Origin of the sequence: Rhizobium sp. SEMIA 4085 (assembly GCF_013004495.1) — a bacterium.
GTDB classification, from domain to species: Bacteria; Pseudomonadota; Alphaproteobacteria; order Rhizobiales; family Rhizobiaceae; genus Rhizobium; species Rhizobium gallicum.
Genome location: NZ_JABEPH010000090.1, coordinates 1 through 18000, shown reverse-complemented (window position 1 = coordinate 18000; position 18000 = coordinate 1). Strand labels below are relative to the sequence as shown.

17 protein-coding genes and 1 pseudogene are annotated in these 18000 nt (G+C 60.0%); 7 read left to right on the top strand and 11 right to left on the bottom strand.

The window, feature by feature from the left end; all coding sequences use genetic code 11:
* The 6 genes and pseudogenes from C9413_RS11855 to hisB form a co-directional block, all read right to left on the bottom strand.
* A pseudogene (locus tag C9413_RS11855) lies at window positions 1-77 on the bottom strand (phosphoribosyl-ATP pyrophosphatase); the annotation flags it as partial.
* A gap of 14 nt (window positions 78-91) precedes the next feature.
* Window positions 92-880 (bottom strand): imidazole glycerol phosphate synthase subunit HisF, encoded by a 789-nt coding sequence (gene hisF, locus C9413_RS11850; RefSeq protein ID WP_039843432.1) that lies wholly within the window; start codon window positions 878-880, stop codon window positions 92-94.
* Window positions 877-1626, bottom strand: a complete 750-nt coding sequence (gene hisA / locus C9413_RS11845) for a 1-(5-phosphoribosyl)-5-[(5-phosphoribosylamino)methylideneamino]imidazole-4-carboxamide isomerase (protein ID WP_039843433.1) — start codon at window positions 1624-1626, stop codon at window positions 877-879. Before hisA ends, hisF begins: the two co-directional genes overlap by 4 nt.
* 30 nt (window positions 1627-1656) lie before the next feature.
* Window positions 1657-2307: an imidazole glycerol phosphate synthase subunit HisH gene (gene hisH / locus C9413_RS11840; protein ID WP_039843434.1), complete on the bottom strand. Its 651-nt coding sequence runs from the start codon at window positions 2305-2307 to the stop codon at window positions 1657-1659.
* The gene (locus C9413_RS11835) at window positions 2307-2786 is read right to left on the bottom strand and encodes a DUF2628 domain-containing protein (RefSeq protein WP_039843435.1); all 480 of its coding nucleotides are present in this window, start codon (window positions 2784-2786) and stop codon (window positions 2307-2309) included. Before C9413_RS11835 ends, hisH begins: the two co-directional genes overlap by 1 nt.
* Window positions 2787-2810: 24 nt before the next feature.
* Complete coding sequence (gene hisB / locus C9413_RS11830) at window positions 2811-3419, bottom strand: imidazoleglycerol-phosphate dehydratase HisB (RefSeq protein ID WP_039843436.1); 609 nt, start codon at window positions 3417-3419, stop codon at window positions 2811-2813.
* A 177-nt stretch (window positions 3420-3596) separates the two neighbouring features.
* Between hisB and hslV the strand changes: the two genes are divergently transcribed.
* The 6 genes from hslV to C9413_RS11800 all read left to right on the top strand — a co-directional run bounded on the left by hslV (window position 3597) and on the right by C9413_RS11800 (window position 10808).
* On the top strand, window positions 3597-4124 hold the full coding sequence (gene hslV / locus C9413_RS11825; RefSeq protein WP_039843437.1) for an ATP-dependent protease subunit HslV: 528 nt from the start codon (window positions 3597-3599) through the stop codon (window positions 4122-4124).
* Window positions 4111-4635 (top strand): GNAT family N-acetyltransferase, encoded by a 525-nt coding sequence (locus C9413_RS11820; protein ID WP_039843438.1) that lies wholly within the window; start codon window positions 4111-4113, stop codon window positions 4633-4635. Before hslV ends, C9413_RS11820 begins: the two co-directional genes overlap by 14 nt.
* The gene (gene hslU / locus C9413_RS11815; protein ID WP_170250481.1) at window positions 4632-5939 is read left to right on the top strand and encodes an ATP-dependent protease ATPase subunit HslU; all 1308 of its coding nucleotides are present in this window, start codon (window positions 4632-4634) and stop codon (window positions 5937-5939) included. Before C9413_RS11820 ends, hslU begins: the two co-directional genes overlap by 4 nt.
* Window positions 5940-6128: 189 nt before the next feature.
* Window positions 6129-7076, top strand: a complete 948-nt coding sequence (locus C9413_RS11810) for a DUF1402 family protein (protein WP_039843440.1) — start codon at window positions 6129-6131, stop codon at window positions 7074-7076.
* A gap of 47 nt (window positions 7077-7123) precedes the next feature.
* Window positions 7124-8536 carry a cytochrome P450 gene (locus C9413_RS11805; protein WP_039843441.1) on the top strand — a complete coding sequence of 471 codons (1413 nt, stop codon included), beginning with the start codon at window positions 7124-7126 and terminating at the stop codon, window positions 8534-8536.
* Window positions 8537-8627: 91 nt separating this feature from the next.
* Window positions 8628-10808: a malate synthase G gene (locus C9413_RS11800; RefSeq protein WP_039843442.1), complete on the top strand. Its 2181-nt coding sequence runs from the start codon at window positions 8628-8630 to the stop codon at window positions 10806-10808.
* 64 nt (window positions 10809-10872) lie between these two features.
* Here C9413_RS11800 and C9413_RS11795 read toward each other — a convergent pair whose 3' ends face one another.
* Window positions 10873-11553: a L,D-transpeptidase gene (locus C9413_RS11795; protein ID WP_039843443.1), complete on the bottom strand. Its 681-nt coding sequence runs from the start codon at window positions 11551-11553 to the stop codon at window positions 10873-10875.
* A gap of 178 nt (window positions 11554-11731) precedes the next feature.
* Here C9413_RS11795 and C9413_RS11790 point away from each other — a divergent pair, with 178 nt between their 5' ends.
* A complete protein-coding gene (locus C9413_RS11790) occupies window positions 11732-12226 on the top strand; it encodes an MmcB family DNA repair protein (protein ID WP_039843444.1) in 495 nt (164 codons plus the stop codon).
* Window positions 12227-12232: 6 nt separating this feature from the next.
* Here C9413_RS11790 and C9413_RS11785 read toward each other — a convergent pair whose 3' ends face one another.
* The 4 genes from C9413_RS11785 to C9413_RS11770 form a co-directional block, all read right to left on the bottom strand.
* Window positions 12233-12808, bottom strand: a complete 576-nt coding sequence (locus C9413_RS11785) for an ActR/PrrA/RegA family redox response regulator transcription factor (RefSeq protein WP_039843445.1) — start codon at window positions 12806-12808, stop codon at window positions 12233-12235.
* Between the two features lie 72 nt (window positions 12809-12880).
* Window positions 12881-14191, bottom strand: a complete 1311-nt coding sequence (locus C9413_RS11780; RefSeq protein ID WP_039843446.1) for an ActS/PrrB/RegB family redox-sensitive histidine kinase — start codon at window positions 14189-14191, stop codon at window positions 12881-12883.
* A 20-nt stretch (window positions 14192-14211) separates the two neighbouring features.
* Window positions 14212-16668 (bottom strand): ATP-dependent helicase HrpB, encoded by a 2457-nt coding sequence (gene hrpB, locus C9413_RS11775; protein ID WP_170250480.1) that lies wholly within the window; start codon window positions 16666-16668, stop codon window positions 14212-14214.
* A gap of 5 nt (window positions 16669-16673) precedes the next feature.
* Window positions 16674-17621, bottom strand: a complete 948-nt coding sequence (locus C9413_RS11770; protein WP_039843448.1) for an ornithine cyclodeaminase family protein — start codon at window positions 17619-17621, stop codon at window positions 16674-16676.
* Window positions 17622-18000: the final 379 nt, after the last annotated feature.

The following is an 18000-nucleotide window of genomic DNA, read 5'->3' as shown; positions in this document are numbered from 1 at the left end:
GTCCAGGATTCATCCGGTGAGGCCTTCGACCGCTCATCGACGATCTTTTCCAGATCGGAAAGGGAAAATCCGGTCATACTGTCGCTTTCAATCAGTCGAGGCGCATCGCGATGCCATGCGAAGACATATAGTGCTTCGCTTCGCCGACGGAATAGGTGCCGAAATGGAAGATGGAGGCAGCAAGCACGGCATTGGCATGACCATCCTTCACCCCTGCGACCAGATCGTCGAGATCGCCGACGCCGCCCGATGCAATGACGGGCACGCGAACGCAATCGGCGATCGCCCGGGTGAGCTCAAGATCGTAGCCGACTTTCGTGCCGTCGCGATCCATCGAGGTGACAAGCAGCTCGCCGGCGCCGCGCGCAACCATCGTCTGTGCAAATTCCACGGCATCGATGCCGGTCGCGGTGCGGCCGCCGTGAGTATAGATTTCCCAGGCGCTCAAGTTGTCCTGGCCAACAGCCTGCGTGCGCCGTCGCTTGGCGTCGATCGAAACGACGATGCATTGGTCGCCGAACTTGTCGGCAGCTTCAGCGACGAAGTCTGGATTGTTCACGGCCGCCGAATTGATCGAGACCTTGTCGGCACCGCACAGCAGCAGCTTGCGGATATCGCCGATGCTGCGCACGCCGCCGCCGACAGTCAGTGGCATGAAGCACTGTTCGGCGGTGCGGGAAACGACATCGAAGATCGTTTCGCGATTGTCCGATGAGGCCGTGATGTCGAGGAAGCACAGCTCGTCTGCGCCGGCAGCATCATAGGCTTTCGCAGCCTCGACCGGATCACCGGCATCGATCAGGTTGACGAAGTTGACGCCCTTGACGACACGGCCGTCTTTGACGTCGAGGCAAGGGATGACGCGGGCTTTCAGGGTCATTGTGTGTCTTCCTTTTCCCGCGCCGCCTTGATCAGCGCCAAGGCTTCCCGAGGATCAATTCGTCCATCATACAGCGCACGGCCGGAGATGGCACCTTCCAGCTTGCGGGCGTCGGGCTGCAGCATGCGCTTCACATCCTCGATCGAAGCGAGCCCGCCCGAGGCAATCACCGGGATCGAAACGGCATCGGCAAGCTCCAGTGTCGAGGTCCAGTTGATGCCGGTCAAAATCCCATCGCGATCGATGTCGGTGTAGATGATTGCCGCCACGCCGGCACCTTCGAATTTCCTGGCAAGTTCGACGACGCCAAGCTCGGAGGCTTCCGCCCAGCCCTCCACGGCCACCTTGCCACCCTTCGCATCGATGCCGACGGCGACGCAGCCCGGAAACTGCCTGCAGGCCTCGATGACCAGCGCCGGATCGCGAACGGCAACCGTACCGAGGATCACACGTGTCAGGCCGCGGGAGAGCCAGTTTTCGATATGCGACAGCGTTCGGATGCCGCCGCCGAGCTGCACCGGATTCTTCGTTGCCTTGAGGATCGTGTCGACGGCCGCGCCATTGACGCTTTCGCCGGTAAAGGCGCCGTTGAGGTCAACAACATGCAGCCATTCGAAGCCCTGGTCTTCGAACGTTTTCGCCTGTGATGCAGGGTCGGGGTTGTAGACCGTTGCCTGCTCCATATCGCCGAGCTTCAGGCGAACGCATTGGCCGTCCTTGAGGTCTATTGCTGGAAATAGGATCATGTTGGTTCAGTCCTTGCGGTCTGCGCGAGCCTAAGGCTTCCAGCGCAGGAAATTGGTGATCAGGGCGAGACCGAGCTTCTGGCTCTTCTCCGGATGGAATTGCGAACCTGCCATGTTGTCGCGTCCGACGAAGGCCGTCATCGCTCCGCCATACTCTGTCGTGGCGATGACATCGCCGGCGCTTTCGGCGGCCAGATAGTAGGAATGCACGAAATAGGCATGCAGGCCATCAGGCCCTGTCGGAATGCCTTCGAAGAGTGGATGCGGATGCCGAAGGTCGAGTGTGTTCCAGCCGATTTGCGGAATCTTGAGGTCGGGATCGTCCGGTGTCATTTCAACGACGTCGCCAGGAATCCAGCCGAAACCTTCCGTCACCGTTTTTTCAAGGCCGCGCGACGACATCAGCTGCATACCGACGCAGATACCGAGGAATGGCCTTGTCTTCCTCTCAACCGCTTCGATCAGCGCTTCGGTCATGCCGGGAACGGCATCGAGCCCGTGGCGGCAATCGGCATAGGCACCCACACCCGGCAGCACGACCCGATCGGCCGACGCGACATTCTCGGCCTTGTCCGTTAGATCGATGTGGGCGTCGATGCCTGCCTCGCGTGCGGCGCGTTCGAAGGCCTTCGTTGCCGAGCGCAGATTGCCCGAGCCGTAGTCGATAATTGCGACGCGCATCAGCGTCCTCCGTTAAACCCAAAGAGACCAAGCGAAGTCGTATTGCCATGGCGGCCGGCGGAGTGCGGATGTCGCTCCCACTCCGGCGCGGGCATGCGGTCGCCATCGGTCTCGATATTCGAAAAATAGATCTCTTCCGCGGTCGCAAGCGAATCTGCCGTAATCACGGCTTCCTCGTTCCAGCCTTTGGAAGCGAGATTTCGGATTCGCAGGTTCTGGCCCTCGAAGCCGGCTAGGATGCAAGTGCCGAGCGTGATCGCAAAGCCTGCCGGCCAGAGTCCGGGCCGATCCATTAAAACGCCGCCGAGCCCCTGAAGCAGGAATGCTGCAATCGCATAGAGCCAAAGCCGGTGTAGAAGAAGCCATAGCCAGGGAAAGAGAAAGCCGAGCAACGTGAAGCCGTCGCGGATGACGCGCGTCTTCTCATGGGTGACGTCCGTTCCGCCAGGAGCCGTCAAAACCAGATAGCTGGAAGTCATATCGTTCAAGCTCCCTGAAGGGGCTCAGACGAGCGTGCCCTTCGTCGAGGGAACACGGCCCGCCTGTCTTGGATCGATCTCTGTCGCCATGCGCAACGCGCGGGCAACGGCCTTGAAGCAGGTCTCTGCAATATGGTGGTTGTTGGCACCATAATGGTTCAGGATATGCAAGGTGATGCCGGCGTTCTGCGCAAGTGCCTGGAAGAATTCGCGGATAAGTTCAGTGTCGAAGGTGCCGATCTTTGGCGCGTTGAAGGCGACGTTCCAGACAAGGAACGGCCGGCCGGAAAGATCGACGGCGGCTTTCGTCATCGTTTCGTCCATGGCAAGGTCGATCGAAGCATAGCGCGTGATGCCACGGCGGTCGCTGAGCGCTTGTGCAATCGCCTGGCCGATCGCAATCCCGGTATCTTCGACCGTGTGGTGATCGTCCACATGCAGGTCGCCCTTCGTCTCGATCTCCATATCGATCAGGGAATGTCGCGAAAGCTGATCGAGCATGTGGTCGAAGAAGCCGATGCCCGTCGAGATCTTGGCTTTGCCGCTACCATCAAGATTGACGGAAACGGAAACCGAAGTCTCGTTGGTCTTGCGCGAAACATTGCCCATGCGGCTTGCTGCAGTCTCGGCCATATGGCTGCTCCATCAGGAATGACGGCCGTTCCTTATCAGGCGTTCCCTAAAATATCCAGAAGCGCACCGGCAGAAAAACCGGCCCATTTGCAATCGGCATCGGCCAACTTACATAGGGCTCACAGGGCCGGAGAGCGGCTCGGCGTAACGCCCGCTGATCCGGGCAAGGATGTTTTGATGACAACGATTATTACAATTCGAAAGGGCGGCAAGGTGGTGATTGCCGGTGACGGCCAGGTCAGCCTCGGTCAGACCGTCATGAAGGGCAATGCGCGCAAGGTGCGCCGTATTGGTAAGGGCGAGGTCATTGCCGGCTTTGCTGGTGCGACCGCGGACGCATTTACGCTGCTCGAGCGTCTTGAAAAGAAGCTCGAGCAGTATCCGGGCCAGTTAATGCGCGCAGCCGTTGAGCTCGCCAAGGACTGGCGCACGGATAAATATCTTCGCAATCTCGAGGCCATGATGCTGGTCGCCGACAAATCGATAACACTGGCAGTCACCGGCAACGGCGATGTTCTGGAGCCCGAGCATGGCGTCACGGCGATCGGATCTGGCGGCAACTACGCATTGGCGGCGGCGCGTGCCCTGATGGATACGGACAAGTCTGCCGAGGAGGTGGCGCGCCGCGCGCTGGATATCGCAGCCGATATCTGCGTCTATACGAACCACAACATGGTGGTGGAAACACTGGATGCTGAAAACTAAGCCTGCCTCCCGCTACCGTTTCCGCGACGTCTGCCATGAGGATTTCCCTCTTCTGGCGCAATGGCTTTCGGAGCCGCATGTCGCGAGATGGTGGGGCGAAGCTTCAACGGAGCTTGGTTCGATCGAAGAGGCAATGACGAGCGAAGAAACACGGCCAATGATCGTGGAACTGGACGGAAAGCCTATAGGTTATCTGCAAAGTTACGATCCTCATCTCGAGGAGGGCCATCCTTATCAGGATCAGCCGAAGGGTACGCTCGGCATCGACATCTCGATCGGTATTCCGGAACTGACGGACAAGGGCCACGGTGCTGCGATCATCCGCCAGTTTACGTCCGAGCTTTTTGCAGACGGCGCCAAGCGCATCGTGATCGATCCGGATCCTGAAAACCTTCGGGCGATCAGGGCTTACGAGAAGGCGGGCTTTCGCTACGTCGATACAAGAACTTCCATTTACGGTCCGGCCCATTTCATGGCGCTGGACGCACCCGGAGAAACGGATTTACCATGACCACCTTTTCCCCCCGCGAGATCGTTTCCGAACTCGACCGCTACATTATCGGTCAGCATGAGGCCAAGCGCGCCGTGGCGATTGCGCTCCGCAATCGCTGGCTCCGCCAGCAGCTTGACCCGAGCCTGCGTGACGAAGTGATGCCCAAGAATATCCTGATGATCGGCCCGACCGGCGTCGGCAAAACGGAGATTTCCCGCCGTCTTGCCAAGCTTGCCGGTGCGCCCTTTATCAAGGTCGAGGCAACCAAGTTCACTGAGGTCGGTTATGTCGGCCGCGATGTCGAACAAATCATCCGCGACCTCGTCGAAATCGGCATCGGGCTCGCGCGCGCCAAGAAGCGCGCCGAGGTCGAATCAAAGGCTCATATGAGCGCCGAGGAACGCGTCCTTGATGCCCTTGTCGGTGCGACCGCCTCTCCTGCTACCCGTGACAGCTTCCGCAAGAAGCTGCGCAATGGTGAACTCGACGACAAGGAGATCGACATCGAGGTTGCCGATACCGGCGCGGGCATGGGCGGCTTTGAAATCCCCGGCATGCCCGGTGCCAATATCGGTGTTCTCAACATCTCGGAAATGTTCGGCAAGGCGCTGGGCGGACGCACCAAGAAGGTCCGCACGACGGTGAAAGCCTCCTATACCGATCTCATCCGGGACGAGTCCGACAAGCTGATCGACAATGATATCATCCAGCGCGAAGCCGTGCGCGCGGTCGAAAATGATGGCATCGTCTTCCTCGACGAGATCGACAAGATTGCGGCGCGGGACGGCGGCATGGGGGCCGGCGTGTCGCGCGAAGGCGTGCAGCGCGATCTTCTGCCACTCGTCGAAGGAACGACCGTCTCCACGAAGTATGGACCGGTGAAGACGGACCATGTCCTCTTCATCGCCTCGGGCGCCTTCCATGTGTCGAAGCCTTCCGATCTCCTGCCGGAATTGCAGGGCCGCCTGCCGATCCGTGTCGAACTTCGACCGCTGACCAAGGAAGACTTCCGACGCATCCTGACCGAAACCGAAGCGAGCCTGATCCGGCAGTATCGCGCTCTCATGGAAACGGAGAACCTGAACCTAGAATTCACCGACGATGCGATCGATGCCCTGGCTGATGTCGCAGTCCATCTGAACTCTTCGGTCGAAAACATCGGCGCTCGCCGGCTGCAGACAGTAATGGAACGTGTACTGGACGATATTTCCTTCAACGCGCCGGATCGCGGTGGTTCGGCGATAAAGATTGACTCGGCCTATGTGCGTGAGCACGTCGGCGATCTGGCGCAGAACACGGATCTCTCGCGCTTCATCCTGTGATATTGGCGCACCGGCTGCAACCTTTGCAGGTTCCACAGCGGATTTCGACAGTCTGAACTCTCGACAGCGGGCCTTTTACTTCTTAGTGAAGGCCCGCTTGTTTGTGAACGCGGCTTTATTCGGCCAAGATTCTGGTCCAGTCAGCGCGCTTCGCCATGAAGACGATATAACCAGACGGAATAGCTGATCGTGCGACGCCTCTTGACATGCCTCCTGATCGCCATTGCGGCGCTCACATCCGTGCCAGCCTATGCCGTTGAGGTCGTGCCGCCCGGCAATCGCAACATCGAGCAGCCCGCGGTCCCGGGCGCATCCGTCCGCCGCACCAAGGGCACCAAGTCGACCTTCGACCGTAAGTACGAGAAAGTTTTCGAACTGCTCTCCACCGATCGCGAACTGATGGGCAAGATCAGGAAGACGGCCGCCGCCTACAGCATCGATCCCATCCACATCATCGGCGCCATCGTCGGCGAGCACACTTATAACGTCGATGCTTATGACCGCCTTCAGTCCTACTACGTGAAGGCCGCATCCTATGCCGGCGAGAGCTTCCGCTTTGCCTTCGAGGGCGAGGGCGTCGACACTTTCGTCGATCGTCCACAGTTTGCAGAGTGCAACGGCAAGCGTGATTCCTATCTGCTCTGGAGCTGCCGTGAGGATGTTTGGGAACGCGACTTCCGTGGGAAGGCTGTCGACGGCAAGAGCTTCCCGAACAATCGCTTCAGCGCCGTGTTCTTCCAACCGTTTTATGCCGGTCAGACCTTTGGTCTCGGCCAGGTGAACCCGCTGACGGCATTAATGCTCTCGGATCTGGTCAGCCGTGTTTCCGGCTATCCGAGACTGAACGAAAAGGACGCCGGCGCCGTTTACCGCGCCATCATGGAGCCGGATATCTCGCTCGCCTTCGTTGCGGCCTCGATCCGCGAGTCGATCGAAGATTACAAGCAGATCGCCGGCATGGATATTTCGAAGAATCCTGGTCTGACTGCGACGCTTTACAATGTCGGCAATTCGCGCCAGCGCGCTTTGGCTCTCGCCGCGAAGAACCAGGCTGCAGGTGCGCTAGTCTGGCCAGAGGAGAATTATTACGGCTGGCTGATCAACGACAAGCTGGACGAGCTTGAGGGCCTGCTCTAACCTTCGCCTTGGCGCGAGGTTATAATCCTCCGCGAAAGGCCATTTCCATGGATATGCGACCGGAACCGTTTGTTCCACCCGCACCGCTGCCGCGCTCTGTGCCGCCGTCGCCGCTGGAGATCATCCGCACGATCCTTCGCAATCCGCTGGAGCTCTGGGGCGAGCCGTCCTACACGCTTCCCTGGATCAAGACGCGCTTCTTCCACGACAGCACGATCATCGTCAACGATCCGGGTCTCATCAAACATGTGCTGGTCGACAACGTCGCGAACTACCGCATGGCGGATATCCGCCAGCTCGTATTGCGCCCGATATTGCGCGACGGATTGCTAACGGCCGAAGGGGAGGTCTGGAAGCGATCGCGCAAGGCGGTTGCTCCCGTGTTCACGCCGCGCCACGCCAAGGGTTTCGCAGGGCAAATGCTGCGGCAATCCGAGGTCTATGCGCGAAAATACGAAGCGGTCGCAGGCGAGAGCCAAGTATTCGAAATCGCCAGCGATATGACCGAGCTCACCTTTGCGATTCTCGCCGATACGCTGTTTTCCGGTGAGATCGTCACCTCATCAGACAGCTTTGCTGAGGATGTGAACGCGCTTTTGCACCGTATGGGCCGCGTCGATCCCATGGATCTCCTGCGAGCGCCGTCCTGGGTGCCGCGGGTGACACGCATTGGTGGCCAGAAGGTTCTCGACAAGTTCCGCACCATCGTGCGCGAGACGATGGACGCCAGGCTCCGTCGCATGGCTGCCGATCGCGGTTCGGCCCCGGAAGATTTTCTGACTCTGCTGCTCGACCGGGCAGCAACGGGCGGCCTCACCAATGAGGAAATCGAAGACAATATTCTGACCTTCATCGGCGCGGGTCACGAAACGACGGCGCGAGCGCTCGCATGGACGCTCTATTGCGTGGCGAACAGTCCGCATATCCGCGACGCGATGGAGGAAGAGATCGGCCGCGTTCTCGCAAGCGGCGCCGAGCCCGTCGAATGGCTCGATCTGATGCCCTTCACCCGCGCCGCCTTCGAAGAGGCCCTAAGGCTCTATCCGCCGGCGCCGTCGATCGACCGTGCGGCGATCGCCGACGACAGCTGGACAGATTCCAAGGGCGAGAAGGTCGATATTCATGCCGGCATGACGGTGCTCGTCATGCCCTGGACGCTTCACCGGCATGAACTCTATTGGGAGAAGCCGCGTTCCTATATGCCCGAGCGGTTTTTCCCGGAAAACCGCGGCAAGATCGGCCGGTTCCAGTTCCTGCCGTTCGGTGCCGGTCCGCGCGTCTGCATCGGTGCCACCTTCGCCATGCAGGAGGCGGTCATCGTGCTGGCCGTATTGATGAGCCGTTTCCGCTTCGACGTGACCGAAAAGACCAACCCCTGGCCGGTGCAAAAGTTGACGACCCAACCTCAGAACGGTCTGCCGATGCGGGTCACGGAGCGTACTGTTTCCTTATCGGCATAAATCTTTCGAACTATTGCAGAATTGACTATGAATGAAAGCGGCGCAAATTGACAGCATGTGAAAACGCCGCCTTCCGCGGGAGGAGAATTGCATGAGCTGCATCGAAAAGAACGGTCTTTCCATCGAAACTGTCCTTCATGACTTCATCGTCAACGAAGTGCTTCCAAGCCTTCCGGTTGACGCGGATGCATTTTTCGCCGGCTTGTCCGCAATCGTTCATGACCTCGCGCCGAAGAACCGCGAACTGCTTCTGAAACGCGATCACCTGCAGGCGCGTATTGACGAATGGTATCGCCAGAACGGTGCGCCGGCGGACACGGAAAGCCATCAGGCCTTTCTGCGCGAAATCGGCTACCTGCTGCCGGAAGGCTCGGATTTCCAAGTTTCGACCGACAATGTCGATCCCGAGATCGCTTCGATTGCAGGGCCTCAGCTCGTCGTTCCCGTCATGAATGCGCGTTACGCGCTGAACGCCGCAAATGCGCGCTGGGGCTCACTTTATGATGCGCTTTACGGAACGGATGCCATTCCCGAAAACGACGGAGCGGAAAAAGGCAAGGGATACAATCGGAAGCGCGGCGAAAAGGTCATCGCCTGGGTTCGCGATTTTCTGGACAGCGCCGCGCCGCTCGAGGGCGCGAGCTGGAAGGAGGCGGCTGCCTTCAAGGCCGACGGCGGAATTCTCGCGGTCACCTCGACGGACGGCGAGAAACTGGCCCTCACGGATAGTCGGCATTTCGCCGGCTATCGAGGCGATGCGGACGCGCCGACACATCTGCTCTTGAAAAACAATGGTATTCATATCGAGATTATCATCGATGGCTCGACGCCGATCGGAAAGGGCGATCCGGCGCAGATCTCCGATGTCTGGCTCGAATCTGCGATCACGACGATCATGGACTGCGAGGATTCGATTGCCGCGGTCGATGCCGAGGACAAGGTTGTCGTCTATCGCAACTGGCTGGGTCTCATGAAGGGTGACCTGCAGGAGGAGGTGAGCAAGGGCGGCGCGACTTTTGTCCGCAAGCTCAATCCCGACATCACCTATCAGGCGCCGGACGGTTCCGCCTTTGATTTGCACCGCCGCTCGCTGATGCTCGTCCGCAATGTCGGCCACCTTATGAGCAATCCGGCCATACTCGACCGCGACGGCCGGGAAGTTCCTGAAGGCATCATGGATGCCGCCATTACGGCTCTGATCGCGCTTTACGACATCGGTCCCAACGGCCTCCACAAGAACTCGCGCACCGGCTCGATGTATGTCGTCAAGCCGAAGATGCATGGGCCCGAGGAAGTGGCCTTCGCCGTCGAGATTTTCTCCCGCGTCGAAGAACTGCTCGGCATGGCGAAGAACACGATGAAGATGGGGATCATGGATGAGGAGCGCCGCACGACGGTAAATCTCAAGGAATGCATTCGTGCTGCCCGCGAGCGCGTCGTCTTCATCAATACGGGCTTCCTGGACCGTACCGGAGACGAGATCCATACTTCGATGGAAGCAGGCCCGATGATCCGCAAGGGCGATATGAAGCAGGCGGCCTGGATTTCCGCCTACGAGAACTGGAACGTCGATATCGGCCTCGAATGCGGCCTGTCCGGTCACGCGCAGATCGGTAAGGGCATGTGGGCGATGCCTGACCTGATGGCAGCCATGCTGGAGCAGAAGATCGCTCACCCGAAGGCCGGCGCCAACACCGCCTGGGTTCCCTCGCCAACCGCAGCAACACTGCATGCGACGCATTATCACCGGATCAAGGTGGCCGATGTTCAGCGCGGACTGAAGGATCGTGCGCGCGCCAAGCTCTCCGATATCCTTTCCGTTCCTGTCGCCACCCGGCCGAATTGGACAGCGGAAGAAATCCAGCGAGAACTCGACAATAATGCGCAGGGCATCCTCGGCTACGTCGTCCGTTGGGTCGATCAAGGTGTCGGCTGCTCAAAGGTGCCCGACATCAACAATGTCGCCCTGATGGAAGACCGCGCAACGCTTCGCATTTCCGCTCAGCACATGGCCAACTGGCTGCACCACAAGGTCGTCAGCGAAGCGCAGATCATCGAAACGATGAAGCGCATGGCCGCAGTCGTCGATCAGCAGAATGCCGGTGATCCCGCTTATATGCCGATGGCGGAGAATTTCGAGCGCTCGGTCGCCTTCCAGGCAGCCGTCGATCTTGTCTTGAAGGGCAGGGAGCAGCCGAGCGGCTACACGGAACCGGTTCTCCATCGCCGCCGTCTTGAGGTCAAAGGCAAGCAGGCTGCACAAGGCTCATGATCTAACAAAAGGCCACCGGAAGAAATTTCCGGCGGCCTTTTTTATACCGAATTCGCTTTTTAGCTTACTGGATAACGATGACCTTGGTCGCCTTGCCCGGACGGACACGGCTGTAGAGGTCGATAACGTCCTGGTTCATGAGGCGGATGCAGCCGGACGAAGCCGCGGTGCCGATGGAGGCCCATTCGGGCGTGCCGTGAAGACGGAAAAGGGTATCCTGACCCTTTTCGTTGAAGAGATACATGGCGCGCGCGCCGAGCGGATTCGTGAGACCTGGGCCCATGCCGTCTTCGACGTATTTTGCAATGTCGGGCTTGCGGACAGCCATTTCCTTCGGCGGATGCCAGGTCGGCCATTCCTGCTTCCAGGCGACATAGGCCGTGCCGGCCCATGCGAAGCCCTGCTTGCCGACGCCGATGCCGTAGCGCATCGCCTTGCCTCCCGGAAGGACGTAGTAAAGGTGGCGTTCGCGGGTGTTGACGATGATCGTGCCCGGACGCTCGGTCGTCTCGTAGGAAACGATCTGTCGGCGGAACTCCGGCTTGACGCGCTGGATCGGGATGGCGGGTAGGGCGTATCCGGCATCAGTCCTCACGCCGTAAGCGTCATCGAAGATCTGAGCCGTCTGGACAGTCGGGCCGGCGGCCTTGTCTTCGAGGGAAGCGCGATCGGAATTGGTGGTGCAGCCGGCCAGAGCGAGGGTCGCGATCAGGCCGAACACAGGGAATGCATTGCGGATGCGCATGAATATCTCTTAGGATTGGCAGTGAGGAAACGGTCTTGGAACCATCTTTGATTATGGTTTATTTTCGATTAACTTCGTCTTTGCAAGATGTTGCAGTGCGACGAGAGTTGCCCGCAGCGGCAAAGTAGAACCGCATGGTTTTTTTGCAACAGAGCGGGATGTTCCCAAACGGTTATCCATGACGATTTTGAGCGTTTACAATAACAATCCGTTAATAGATGGCCGGCAATCGGACAGAGCTATGCTTGTGCGCCGAGGGACTCAGATATTACTTCACGACATGCGTCATGCGGTTTTGCCTGAACTGCCGTTGGCGAGCGGCCGGCGCGCCGATCTGATCACCATGTCGGAAAAGGGCGAGATCTGGATTATCGAGATCAAAACCTCGATAGAGGATTTTCGCGTTGATCGCAAATGGCCCGAATACCGGCTGCATTGCGACCGGCTTTTCTTTGCGACGCACAAGGATGTGCCGCTTGATATCTTCCCGGCGGAATGCGGACTGTTCCTGTCGGACGGCTATGGCGCGCATATGATCCGCGAAGCGCCGGAGCACCGCCTGGCGCCGGCAACCCGCAAGTCGGTCATGCTGAATTTCTCCCGAGCCGCCGCGCAGAGACTTATGCTGGCCGAATGGGCGAATGGCAAGCAGCTTGCCATCGACGACATTTAACAGCGGCTATTTCGGAGCGCGTTTGGCGAGAATTCGCTGCAGCGTGCGGCGGTGCATGTTGAGCCGCCGCGCTGTTTCGGAGACGTTGCGCTCGCACATTTCGTAGACACGCTGGATATGTTCCCAACGAACCCGGTCGGCCGACATCGGGTTTTCTGGAAGTTCCGCCTTTTCGCCCGGCCGCTGAGTCAAGGCTGCGAACACGTCGTCCGCATCGGCAGGCTTCGCGAGGTAGTCGACAGCTCCCAGCTTCACGGCCGTCACCGCCGTTGCGATATTGCCGTAGCCCGTCAGCACGATGATCCGCGTATCGTCCCGGCGCTGGCGGATCGCCTCGATGACGTCGAGGCCGTTACCATCGCCGAGCCGTAGGTCGACCACCGCATATTTCGGCGGATGACTCTTCGACTTCGCAACACCTTCCGCAACCGATTCGGCCGTTTCGACCTGGAAGCCGCGTGTCTCCATGGCGCGAGCCAGGCGTCGCAGGAAGGGACCATCATCGTCAACGATCAAGAGGCTCGCATCGGCGCCGATGTCGTGTTCGCCGGCAGTAACGGTTTCGAGGCTTTGTTCGGTCATGGTCTTCGATCCTGGCGGTTTTCAACCGCCCTATATTTGCCAACTGCACATATCTTCATTATGCCGATAAAGTCATTTTGTCGAATTTGCATCGATGAGCATGCGCGGCCATTCGACACGGATACGCGCTCCTTCACTTTCCGGATCGCGGTTCTCGAAAACCAGCGTCGCACCGGAACGTTCAAGCAGCGTCTTGGCGATGAAAAGTCCAAGCCCCAGCCCGCCTGCAGTATCCTCCTTCTGCCTTTTGGTGACGTAAGGCTCTCCGATACGGGTGAGAATATCCGGTGCGTAGCCGTTGCCGTCGTCCTCGATGACGATCAGCACCTTGTTGTGGTCATGTTCGACCGTGACCGTTACCTTCTCGCGAGCATAATCGACGGCATTTTCGATGAGATTGCCAAGCCCATAGATGATCCCGGCATTGCGCTCTGTCACCGGTTCACCCTTGCGCGGGCTTTTCTCGATCAGCTCGATCTCGATCGGAAATTCGCGATAGGGCGCAATGATCTCCTCGATCATCGAAGACAGCGGCAGCCGCCGCATATGCGCATCGCCCTCTGCCGAAAGGCTCGTCAGTCGCTTCAAGATATCGCGGCAACGTTCGCTCTGGCTGCGCAGCAGTTGCACGTCCTCGCGGAACCGGTCGTCGTCCTTCAGTTCGCGCTCCATCTCCTTTGCGACGACGCTGATCGTCGCAAGCGGCGTTCCGAGCTCATGTGCGGCCGCCGCGGCCAGGCCGTCGAGTTGCGATAGGTGCTTTTCCCTCTGCAGCACGAGTTCGGTCGCGGCCAGTGCATCCGCCAGCTGGCTCGCTTCCATCGAAACGCGATAGGCATAAAAAGCTGCAAAGGCCATGGTCGAAGCAATCGAGCACCAGACACCGAACTGCATGACGTTGTGCACATTGATCTGCGCACCGTTGAACCATGGAAGCGGGAAGGGCGAAAAGGCGAGGATCGTGATGCAGACCATTGCAAAGACGATGAGTGCAACGCTGTAGCGGATCGGCTGGGAGGCAAAGGAAATGATGACCGGCACGCAGACGAGCGCCGCAAACGGGTTCGCCAGACCGCCGGTGATAAACAGCAGCGCGCAGAGCTGCAACAGATCCAGCCCAAGCAGCGCGAGGGCAGCCGGCGGTTCGAGGCGATGTGTCGGCGGATACCGGATCGTCAAAAAGAAATTGACCCAGGCAAGCGCTGCAATCAGCAAGCTGCTGGTGAGCAGCGGCAACGGGAATTTCAGCCAGAAGGCAACGATGAAAACCGTCGCCGCCTGTCCGCCGACCGCGAGCCAGCGCAAACGTACGAGCGTCTGCAGGCGCAGCCTGCGGCTGCTATGCCGGTCGTTCTGAGTTTTGTTGTTGACGTCATCGGCCATGCTCGGCTCCTCGCCCAGGCTTATCTACCACGCGGCTTGGCGCGTGTCGTCGGCAAGGCTTCCTCTGGCCGCTCCGGCCAGGAATGCCGCGGGTAGCGGCCTCGCATTTCGGCACGTACGTCCTTCCAGGAACCTGCCCAGAACCCAGGCAGGTCACGCGTCGTCTGGATCGGCCGGTGCGCGGGCGAGGTCAATTCGAGAAGAAGCGGCAGCCTTCCGCCACCGATCGCCGGATGTTGCTTCAATCCGAAAAGCTCCTGCACCCGGATCGTCAGCAGCGGCTCCTCGCCGTCATACTGGATCGGATGCCGCTGGCCCGTTGGCGCTTCGAAATGCGTCGGTGCAAGCCGGTTGAGGTCACGTTGCAGTTCATGCGATACAAGCGCCATCAGCCCGCTGGCGAGCGATCCGGCGGAAATATCCGAAAGCCCGCGCGCATCGCTCTGGTAGGGCGTAAACCAGTCGTCCAGCCGTTCCAGTAACGCAACGTCGCTTAGATCCGGCCATGGCGCGCCGATTGTTCGATGCAGAAAGCCGATACGTTCGCGCAGCTGGATAGCTTCCTTGGAAAAGGGCAGGGCGTTGAGTCCCAATTGCCGTATGCCATCCGCTAGTGCTGCGGCAACAGGCTCGCCGGCTGGCCGGGGCAACGGCGTTTCGTCAAAAACGATCGCGCCGAGCCTTGTCGCGCGCCGGGCGCGGACTTGCCTGCTCGGCAGGTCGAAATAGGTCTGCTCGCCGGTCTTGATCACACCTGGTAGCTGGGTTTCGACATCGCCGCGCGAAATCTCCGCCGCAGCGAGGATGCGTGCCTGCGTCGCGCGTCCGGTCAGATCGGCGATCACCAGCATCTGGCTGCCTGCCAGACGTTCCGTCTCCGACAATTCGGCGCCCCGGCCGTTTGCCATCACGTACCGTCCCCGCCCGCCGCGCTGCAGGGCAATCCGATCGGGAAAGGCATGTAGCAGGAGTTGTCCGGCAAGCGGTGGCGCACTTGAGGAAATCTTGTCGAGCCCACGCGCCAGCCGTCCGGCAAGGCGCCGCGAAGCATCCGCCCTTTCCCCCTTCTCCACCTTGAAGCGCCGCAAACGGTCCTCGATGTCGATGCTTGTGCCGCCGAGGCCCTGTTCCGTGAGAAGAACGGCAAGCATTGCAGCTTCTTTTGCGTGGCCGCTGTCGCCGGCCGAAACCACCATGGCTGCCAGCCGCGGCGGCAGCGCTAGGTCGCGCATCGTCTTTCCGCGCGCAGTCAAGGTTCCATCCTTGTCCAGGGCTCCGAGTTCCCGCAGCAGCGCGCGCGCTTCCTTCAGCGTCGTCGCTGGGGGCTGGTCGACGAAGGCAAGCGATGTCGGATCCTGAACGCCCCAATGGGCCAGATCGAGCACGAGACCGGAAAGATCGCTCGACAGGATCTGCGGCGGTGTGAAAGCAGGTAAGGCGGCCGTCTGCCCCGGGTGCCAGAGGCGGATCGCGATACCGGGTTCCGTTCTGCCTGCGCGGCCGGCGCGCTGGTCGGCAGATGCCCGCGACACCCTCACCGTCTCCAGCCGCGTGATACCTGCCGAAGCCTCGAACACCGGCAGCCGCTGCAGCCCGCTGTCGATTACGATGCGCACGCCGTCGATGGTGATCGACGTCTCGGCGATCGAGGTCGCAAGCACGATCTTGCGCGTGCCCTTCGCCGCCGGACGGATTGCTGCATCCTGCTCTTTCTGGCCGAGATTGCCGTAGAGAGGGGCGATCAGCGTGTCCGACCCGAACCGCCCTTCGAGCCTTTCCGCCGTTCGGGTGATTTCGGCCTGCCCAGGCAGGAAAGCGAGGATCGATCCCGTCTCGCCCGCATGGGCCTCGACGATTGCCCGTATAGCGGCGTCCTCTATACGCTCGCCACTCGGGCGATCCCGATAGCGGACGTCGATCGGAAAGCTCCGGCCCCTGCTTTCGATCACCGGCGGATGGTCGAGGAGTGCTGCGACACGCTCGACGTCGAGCGTTGCCGACATCACCAGAAGCCGCAGATCATTACGGAGCGCCGTGCGCACGTCGAGCGCCAATGCCAGCCCGAAATCCGCATCAAGCGAACGCTCGTGAAATTCGTCGAAAATGACTGAAGAAACCCCCGAAAGTTCCGGATCATCGAGAATCATGCGCGCAAAGACGCCTTCGGTGACCACTTCGATCCGCGTCTTGCCGGAAATGCGGTTGTCGAGGCGCATGCGGTAGCCGACTGTTTCGCCCACCTGTTCGCCGAGCAGAAAGGCCATGCGGCTCGCCGCAGCCCGCGCTGCCAGCCGCCGTGGCTCCAGCAGAATGATCCTGCCGTCGTTGCGCCATGGTTGATCCAGCAGATAAAGTGGCACAAGCGTGGTCTTCCCGGCGCCGGGTGGCGCGGAAAGAACGGCTCGTCCGTTTTCGGCAAGTGCGGTTCCGATCTCGGGCAGAACGTGAGAAACCGGAAGTTCCGGCAGACCGGGCATTGCGCTTATTTCCCGCCGGTAACGGTTTCATAGGCGAGAATCGCTCCGGCGAGATCCTCGAGCGCGGCGCCCACCGATTTGAAAAGCGTGATCTCGCCTTCCGCGCTGCGGCCGCCTCGTGTTCCGCAAACGAGTTCGGCAAGTTCTGCCTTGATCGCACCCTCGTTGAGCACGCCGCTTCCGAGTGGCTGAACGATATCACCCGCTTCCTTCATCGCACCGGCTCGCGTATCGACGAAGACGGACGCACGGCGGATCGCCTCGTCGTCGGTCTCACGCATGCTAGGCTTGAAGCCGCCGACGAGATCGAGATGCGCGCCGGGCTTCAGCCATGCGCCGCAAATGAGCGGCTCGCTTGAGAGCGTGCCGCAGGAGACGATGTCGGCGGTTCGCGCCGCCGCTTCGATATCGAAGACCGCCTCAGCGGCCAGCCCAAGCTCTCGGGCTTCGGCCGCTACCTTTTCTGCGCCTGCAGGATTACGCCCCCAGATATGGATGCGCTTGATCGGGCGGATGGCCGTATGCGCCTGCAGCAGGTTGAGCGAGAGGCGACCGGTTCCGCAGACAAGCAGCTCGGCCGCATCCGGCCGCGCCAGATAGCGTGCCGCCAATGCCGAGGTCGCAGCCGTGCGCCGCGCTGTCAGCTCGCCGCCGTCGATCACCGCAAGCATTTCGCCCGTTGCACCTGACGAAAGCAGGTAGGTCCCGAAGATTGCCGGCAGCGCGCGCTTGGCGTTCCCTGGAAAAACCGAGACCATCTTCACGCCGGCATAGCGGCCGGGCACCCAGGCAGGCATCAGAAGCAGCGTCGCATTTTCTTCGCCAGGGACATGCATGTCGTGATGATGGCGCACCGGCATGACGCATCCGCCGACAAACATCGCCGCGATCGCTTCGATCAGCTCCGCCCAGGGAAGGGTTGCGCGCGTTTGTGCTTCATCGAGGACAAGCATTCCAGTCTCCATAACCAAATATCCGAGACGCCAAACTAGCGATTGACCGAAGCTGCGCAAGCAGATCTGGAAAGTGACGAGATGCTTCCTATATAATGTAAGCGGCCAAAAATGATGCCGAGACGGCGAAATAGAAAAACGAAACCCCGTCAGTCCAAAATTGGACAGAAGTTTGCTCAGCTTTTGAGATCGCCTTAAAATCCTGAGTAAAAACAGTCTGTTACAAAAATGTCAAAAAAGTTGGATTGTCGGTGTTGACTATGTCTGAGGGTTAGCCGTATAAGCCGCGTCACTGAACGAGGGCGGCGGCGCTGCTGGCGACGATGTCCTTCGCTCTTGGGTTTCCGGATTGGCTGGATTGCTGATTGGGGCTGGGACT

Excerpts from the sequence above, each read along its gene's own strand:
- hisF (WP_039843432.1), bottom strand. The coding sequence starts at position 880 with ATGACCCTGAAAGCCCGCGTCATCCCTTGCCTCGACGTCAAAGACGGC.
- hisA (WP_039843433.1), bottom strand. The coding sequence starts at position 1,626 with ATGATCCTATTTCCAGCAATAGACCTCAAGGACGGCCAATGCGTTCGC.
- hisH (WP_039843434.1), bottom strand. The coding sequence starts at position 2,307 with ATGCGCGTCGCAATTATCGACTACGGCTCGGGCAATCTGCGCTCGGCA.
- C9413_RS11835 (WP_039843435.1), bottom strand. The coding sequence starts at position 2,786 with ATGACTTCCAGCTATCTGGTTTTGACGGCTCCTGGCGGAACGGACGTC.
- hisB (WP_039843436.1), bottom strand. The coding sequence starts at position 3,419 with ATGGCCGAGACTGCAGCAAGCCGCATGGGCAATGTTTCGCGCAAGACC.
- hslV (WP_039843437.1), top strand. The coding sequence starts at position 3,597 with ATGACAACGATTATTACAATTCGAAAGGGCGGCAAGGTGGTGATTGCC.
- C9413_RS11820 (WP_039843438.1), top strand. The coding sequence starts at position 4,111 with ATGCTGAAAACTAAGCCTGCCTCCCGCTACCGTTTCCGCGACGTCTGC.
- hslU (WP_170250481.1), top strand. The coding sequence starts at position 4,632 with ATGACCACCTTTTCCCCCCGCGAGATCGTTTCCGAACTCGACCGCTAC.
- C9413_RS11805 (WP_039843441.1), top strand. The coding sequence starts at position 7,124 with ATGGATATGCGACCGGAACCGTTTGTTCCACCCGCACCGCTGCCGCGC.
- C9413_RS11800 (WP_039843442.1), top strand. The coding sequence starts at position 8,628 with ATGAGCTGCATCGAAAAGAACGGTCTTTCCATCGAAACTGTCCTTCAT.
- C9413_RS11795 (WP_039843443.1), bottom strand. The coding sequence starts at position 11,553 with ATGCGCATCCGCAATGCATTCCCTGTGTTCGGCCTGATCGCGACCCTC.
- C9413_RS11790 (WP_039843444.1), top strand. The coding sequence starts at position 11,732 with ATGACGATTTTGAGCGTTTACAATAACAATCCGTTAATAGATGGCCGG.
- C9413_RS11785 (WP_039843445.1), bottom strand. The coding sequence starts at position 12,808 with ATGACCGAACAAAGCCTCGAAACCGTTACTGCCGGCGAACACGACATC.
- C9413_RS11780 (WP_039843446.1), bottom strand. The coding sequence starts at position 14,191 with ATGGCCGATGACGTCAACAACAAAACTCAGAACGACCGGCATAGCAGC.
- hrpB (WP_170250480.1), bottom strand. The coding sequence starts at position 16,668 with ATGCCCGGTCTGCCGGAACTTCCGGTTTCTCACGTTCTGCCCGAGATC.
- C9413_RS11770 (WP_039843448.1), bottom strand. The coding sequence starts at position 17,621 with ATGCTTGTCCTCGATGAAGCACAAACGCGCGCAACCCTTCCCTGGGCG.